This window comes from uncultured Rhodoblastus sp., from assembly GCF_903903185.1.
Lineage (GTDB): Bacteria > Pseudomonadota > Alphaproteobacteria > Rhizobiales > Beijerinckiaceae > Rhodoblastus.
This window is the reverse complement of sequence record NZ_CAIUXT010000071.1, coordinates 1-5,558: the sequence shown is the minus strand read 5'-3', so window position 1 is coordinate 5,558 and position 5,558 is coordinate 1. Positions and strand designations below refer to the sequence as shown.

Annotated in this window: 5 protein-coding genes and 1 pseudogene; 3 read left to right on the top strand and 3 right to left on the bottom strand. The window is 61.8% G+C overall.

Annotated features, from left to right (window positions below):
- A partial coding sequence (locus QZY01_RS06515; RefSeq protein WP_294534853.1) for an efflux RND transporter periplasmic adaptor subunit occupies positions 1 to 1,137 on the top strand: 1,137 nt, incomplete at its 5' end.
- 27 nt (positions 1,138 to 1,164) lie between these two features.
- A complete protein-coding gene (locus QZY01_RS06510) occupies positions 1,165 to 3,243 on the top strand; it encodes an ABC transporter permease (RefSeq protein ID WP_294534850.1) in 2,079 nt (692 codons plus the stop codon).
- Positions 3,244 to 3,463: 220 nt separating this feature from the next.
- On the opposite strand, the gene QZY01_RS06505 is transcribed toward QZY01_RS06510, so the two are convergent.
- From QZY01_RS06505 to QZY01_RS06495, 3 genes are all read right to left on the bottom strand, one after another.
- A complete protein-coding gene (locus QZY01_RS06505; protein WP_294534848.1) occupies positions 3,464 to 3,727 on the bottom strand; it encodes a hypothetical protein in 264 nt (87 codons plus the stop codon).
- A 117-nt stretch (positions 3,728 to 3,844) separates the two neighbouring features.
- Positions 3,845 to 4,090, bottom strand: coding sequence for a hypothetical protein (locus tag QZY01_RS06500; RefSeq protein ID WP_294534846.1), 246 nt, complete (start codon positions 4,088 to 4,090; stop codon positions 3,845 to 3,847).
- Positions 4,091 to 4,153: 63 nt separating this feature from the next.
- Entirely contained in the window at positions 4,154 to 4,435 is a 282-nt protein-coding gene (locus QZY01_RS06495; protein WP_294534844.1) for a hypothetical protein, read from the bottom strand.
- A gap of 163 nt (positions 4,436 to 4,598) precedes the next feature.
- On the opposite strand from QZY01_RS06495, the pseudogene QZY01_RS06490 reads away from it, so the two are divergent.
- Positions 4,599 to 4,971 (top strand): annotated as a pseudogene (locus QZY01_RS06490) (alpha/beta hydrolase); the annotation flags it as partial.
- Positions 4,972 to 5,558: the final 587 nt, after the last annotated feature.

Sequence of the window (5,558 nt, the reverse complement as noted above, 5' to 3'; positions counted from 1 at the left end):
GGCAAGGGCGTGGCGATCGCCGCTGCGCTCGCGCTGCTGATTGCGGCGGGCGGACTCTTCTGGCGCCAAAGCCATTACACGCCGCCGGCGAAATATGTCAGCGCCTCCGCAACCCGTGGCGACATCACGCGCGTTGCCACGGCGACCGGCACGGTCAATCCCGAACTCACCATTATCGTCGGCAGCTACGTGTCCGGCGTGCTGATGCAGATTTCCTGCGACTACAACACCAAGGTTTCCACCGGCCAGATCTGCGCCAAGATCGATCCCCGCCCTTATCAGGCGCTGGTGGATCAGGCCAACGCCAATCTCGCGGTGGCGCGGGCGCAACTGGCCAAGGATAAGGCTAATCTGGCCTACACAAACCTTAACTGGGAGCGCAATCTGGCCCTTCTGCGGCAGAACTCAGTCGCCAGGGACGCTGCCGACCTGTCGAAGAACAATCGCGATCAGGCGCAGGCGCAGGTTGGTTTCGACATTGCGACGATCGACCAGCGCCAGGCCCAACTCGCCGCGGCCCAAGTCAATCTCGACTATACCGACATCACCTCGCCGGTGAACGGCACCGTGGTCTCGCGCAATGTCACGCAGGGCCAGACCCTGGCGGCGAGCCTGAACACCCCCACCCTGTTCCTGATCGCCACCGACCTCACCCGCATGCAGGTCGACACCAATATCAGCGAAAGCGACATTGGCGGGATCAAGGAAGGCAACAAGGCGTCCTTCACGGTCGACGCTTTTCCCGATCGCGCTTTCGCCGGAACCGTGACGCAGGTGCGCCAATCGCCGCAGACGGTGCAGAATGTCGTCACCTACGACTCTGTGGTCAGCGTCGACAACAAGGACCTCGCGCTGAAACCCGGCATGACCGCCTCGACCCGGATCATGATCGACCAGCGCCCCAACGTGCTGCGCGCGCCAAACCAGGCCTTGCGATTCACGCCCGCCGCCTTAGGCGTCGCGGCTCCTCCAGCCAAGCCGGGCAGCGCGCGCCTTTGGGTTTTGCGCGCGGAACAGCCCGTCGCCGTCGACATTATCGCTGGTCTCGACGACGACGATTTTACCGAAATACTCGAGGGCGACGTAAAGGAAGGCGACCGGATTCTCCTTGGCGAAGAGCCCGCCGCCGCCCCTTGATCATTGTTTCTCGCAGCCTGGATTAAAATGTCGCAGCCCGTCCTCAAGGTCGAAAACGTCACGCGGACTTTTGTCGTCGGCGCCGAGGAAGTGCGCGCTTTGCGCTCGGCCAACTTGACGGTTGAACGCGGCGACTTCCTGGCCATCATGGGCTCGTCGGGCTCGGGCAAATCGACGCTGATGGCGATCCTCGGATGTCTCGACCGGCCGACCAGCGGCCATTATTATCTCGACGGCGTCGATGTCGCCGGACTCGACGAGCCCGAACTTGCGCGCGTCCGCAGCGAACGCCTCGGTTTCGTCTTCCAGAGTTTCAATCTGCTCGCCCGCACCAGCGCCCTCGAAAATGTCGGCCTGCCGCTTTACTACGCCGCCTCCGGCCCCGTCGACCGCGCAACGCGCCGGACGCGGGCAAAGGAATCCCTGGAGTTCCTGGGCCTCGGCGCACGGGAAAACAACATGCCGAACCAGCTTTCCGGCGGACAGCAGCAGCGCGTCGCCATCGCCCGGGCGCTGATCAATGCGCCGAGCCTGCTGCTCGCCGACGAGCCCACCGGCAATCTCGATACCCGCACGTCGCATGACATCATGGAGACTATTACCAGGTTGAACCGCGACAAGGGCGTGACCGTGGTGGTCGTCACGCATGAATCCGATATTGCCGCTTATGCCGACAGACTCATCGTCATGCGCGACGGCGAAATCATTTCAGACGAGCGAACCCGCCCGCTCCGCACGCCAGCGCCCGGCCCGAGCGCGGCGGCGCCCACGCCGCAAAAACGCGCCGCCGGCGGCTTCTGGTCTTTTGGCCTGATGATCGCCGCCGCCGCCGTGCAAGCCATAAGCCGCAACAAGATGCGCTCCATGCTCACCATGCTCGGCGTGTTCATTGGCGTCGCCGCCCTGATCGTCATGGTGGCGGTCGGCGACGGCGCCAATGAAGCGGTCCGCAAGCAGATCGAGGGGCTCGGCGCCAATGTCGTGGTGATCCTCCCCGGCGCGACCCACAGCGGCGGTATGCGCGGCGGCTCCGGCAGCGCCAGCACGCTGACCCTGGAGGATGCGCGGGCGATCCGCCGCGAGGATTCCGCGGTGGTGCAGGTCGGCTATCTGATCCGCCAGCAAGGTCAGGCGCAATATGGCAATCAAAACTGGACGACGACGATTCAGGGCGTCAGCCTCAATTATCCGCCGATCGTCAACTGGCGCATCGCCGCCGGCCGCGCCTTCACGCAAGAAGACGCCAGCCATGCCGGACTGGTGGCGATCGTTGGCCAGACCGTCGCCCGGCAATTGTTCGGCCCAACCGAAAGTCCCGTCGGCGCCTATATACAAGTCAAGAACACGCCGCTGCGGGTGATCGGCGTTCTCGCCGCCAAGGGCCAAACCGCATTCGGGCAGGATCAGGACGATCTGGTGATGACGCCGTTCACCACCGCCGAACGCAAGGTCCTGGGCGCCGCTTCGCCAAGCCAGACGCAGGCGCCGCTCAACTGGGCCTATCTGCCGGCCCCCAATCCTTACGCTCTCCAGTCCCGCCTGACCGGCTACGCCAACCAGATCTATGTTCAGGCGGCCAGCCCGGCTTCGGTGCGGGGCGCCATAGCCCAGGCAAGCGAGACGCTGATGCGCCGCCACCGGATCAAGCCCGCCGGGATCAAGGATTTCTCCGTGCGCAATCTGAGCCAATATGCGGAAACGGCCGAGAACAGCAGCCGCATCATGTCGGCGCTGCTGGCCGCCGTGGCGTCGATTTCCCTGCTCGTCGGCGGTATCGGCATCATGAATATTCTTTTGGTTTCGGTGACCGAGCGAACCCGCGAGATCGGGTTGCGCATGGCGATCGGCGCGCGGCGGCTGCATGTGCTTTTGCAATTCCTCGCCGAAGCCGTGATTCTGTCGGTCAGCGGCGGACTTGCCGGCATTGTCGCGGGCGTAGCCATTTCCGAAATCATTTCCATTGGCTTTGGCTGGCGGGCGCCGCTTTCCCTGACGGCAATGGCCGGCGGATTCTTGTTCTCGGCCGCGGTCGGCGTGTTTTTTGGCTATTATCCGGCGCGAAAAGCCTCAAGCCTCGATCCGATCGAGGCTTTGCGCTATGAGTGATGCGATTGTTCCCGATCCCCTCAGCCAACGTCGAGAAGCGTCGAAACGCTTGCGAGACCCTTAGAGAAGCTTCCGACAGGAGATATCGGCCAGCCGTGCGCTTCGGCCCTGGACGCCAAGGAGGGCTGCTTTTGTGGCGAATCGGAACCAGCTTTTTCGGCGCGCTTTTCGCAATCTGCGGGGGCAGAATCATACGGCGTATGTCGGCCAGCAAAACCGGCTATTTGCAAGTCTCTTGATATCTGCGGCAATTGCCTTCGCCTTGCTCGCCTCGCTCATCCTTATGTTCGCAAGCCCGCCGCAACTGCTCGCACTGCCCATCCCGCTGCCGATACCGGTCCCGGTCGCGGTCGCGGTCCCGATCACGGTCGCCGCCGCGGTCTATGTGGACGCCTCCCGGTCCAATCTCGATCTGTTGAGAAGAAACCGAAATCGGGAAAAAAAGAGCTGCTGCGGCAGCAATGGCGAATGCATATTTGTACATGGAGAATTCTCCTTACGTCGAATTGATAGTATTGACGCTTTAGCCTCGGGCGGCATTTCCGTCACAGCGAAGCGAAAACGGAAAAAATGCCGAGTACGGGAGGATCCGATTTGCCCCTCACGCTTGAGACGACATCCCCGAAAGCGCCTCCGACTTCAGGATCGGATGTCTCCATTTTGGCTTGCGAGTTCCGGCGACCGCATAGGGCGACTCCAGCCCGCTGAAATCGATCCGCTTCATTTCGCGCGGGAACAAGTCGAATGGGATGGCGCGCGGAGCGACAGCCCCGGGCGCGCCATCCCATGCAGAGACCTGACCGACGATCCGCATGATGAGGTGGGTCCCCGAATCGACCGACGCCAACCGCTTCTCCAACGACGGCGTCAACTAAGCCGGCAGTGCGATTGCCGTCATGGACGCCTTGGCTCAGTAGCGGCGGTAGTGGCTGTTTCCCCATCCGCGATGGTGACCACGCCCCCATCCGTAATGGTGGCCACGGCCACCACCCCTGTAATGGTTGTATTGGGCCAGGACGACCGCCCTTTCAGCGTGCGCGGAAGCGGCCGGAGAGGCGATCGGCATGGCCAGCGTCGGCGCGACGAACGCGAAAGAAACGATAGCGGCGGCAACCAGAGTTTTCATGAAGGAGTCCTTCTCGCTTTGCGCAGGAATCGGCGAAAACCCTTCCCGCCCAAGCGGATGATTCATAGTCACCCGCCATGATGACGATAGATTCGGAAATCACTTACGCCCTAATTTCGCCCAGGATCATGCCGACGAACCGGTCAACGGCCAGGATCGCTGTCTTTAGTCGGAGATGAGATAGTCAAGGCAAAGTGAAATTGGCCTGTTCGCTTTCCGGCAATATGTGGATCTCAGTGTGCCCTTCTACGGCTACAACCGGCCGGGCGCGAAAACTTCCTCGGGCGTGCGCGAGTCGTTCTGGCTGCAGGGGATGATGGCCGGCATGCCCGCGTCCTATTTTTGCGTCAAGGCGTTCTCGGAGACCGACTTGACGGAGGATCTGAAAAAGATCGACGCGCCGACGCTGATCCTGCACGGCGATGACGATCAGATCGTGCCGATCGCGGCTTCCGCCCTTTTGTCGGCCAAGCTCGTCAAGAACGCCGAATTGAAAATCTGCGAGGGCGCCCCCCCACGGCATGTGCACGACGCAGAAGGACAAGGTCAACGCAGACCTTTTGGCGTTCGCGGCGCGTTCGGCGAAACAGCGCGCGGCGTGAAGGCCAGCCGAGAACGAAATGGATCGAAGAAGCACAGCCGGTGATGACCGAACGGCAAAGGTCCGCCGGCAGTTGGGACCGGTCGAAACCATGTTTCGTCCGATCCGTCAAAGTTCTGCCTGCTCGGAAATGCTGAGCGCGTCATCTACCTTGATGGGTGCTCATGGAAGGGTCTGTCCACGATGTCGCCTGAGACGGCCCCGGTCGCTGGCATTGAAAAACTCGCGCCTGAATTATTCAAATATATCAATCCTGATTTTGCTCAAAGGATCCGCGCGATGGATGGCGGCTCGGAATGAACAATCGCGGCGCGCAGGAGAAATCATCCGGCGCATCGATGACGCCTGAAGCGATTTTCAAACGGGATTCGGTTTCCACTTAACGTAAAGATGCACAGTTAAACTCAGTTATATGAGGCTTTGATCCCGCCATGACCCCTCGTTTGCGAGCGCGACATTCATGACGCCCCCCAATCCGGAAGGTTCGAAGCGGCAGCCGCATCGGCAAAAAGCCACAATTCGCCGACCGGGCGCAGACCTGCCGCGGGCAAGGCGGCATCGCCCCGACAAAGCCGCCGGAACATTGCG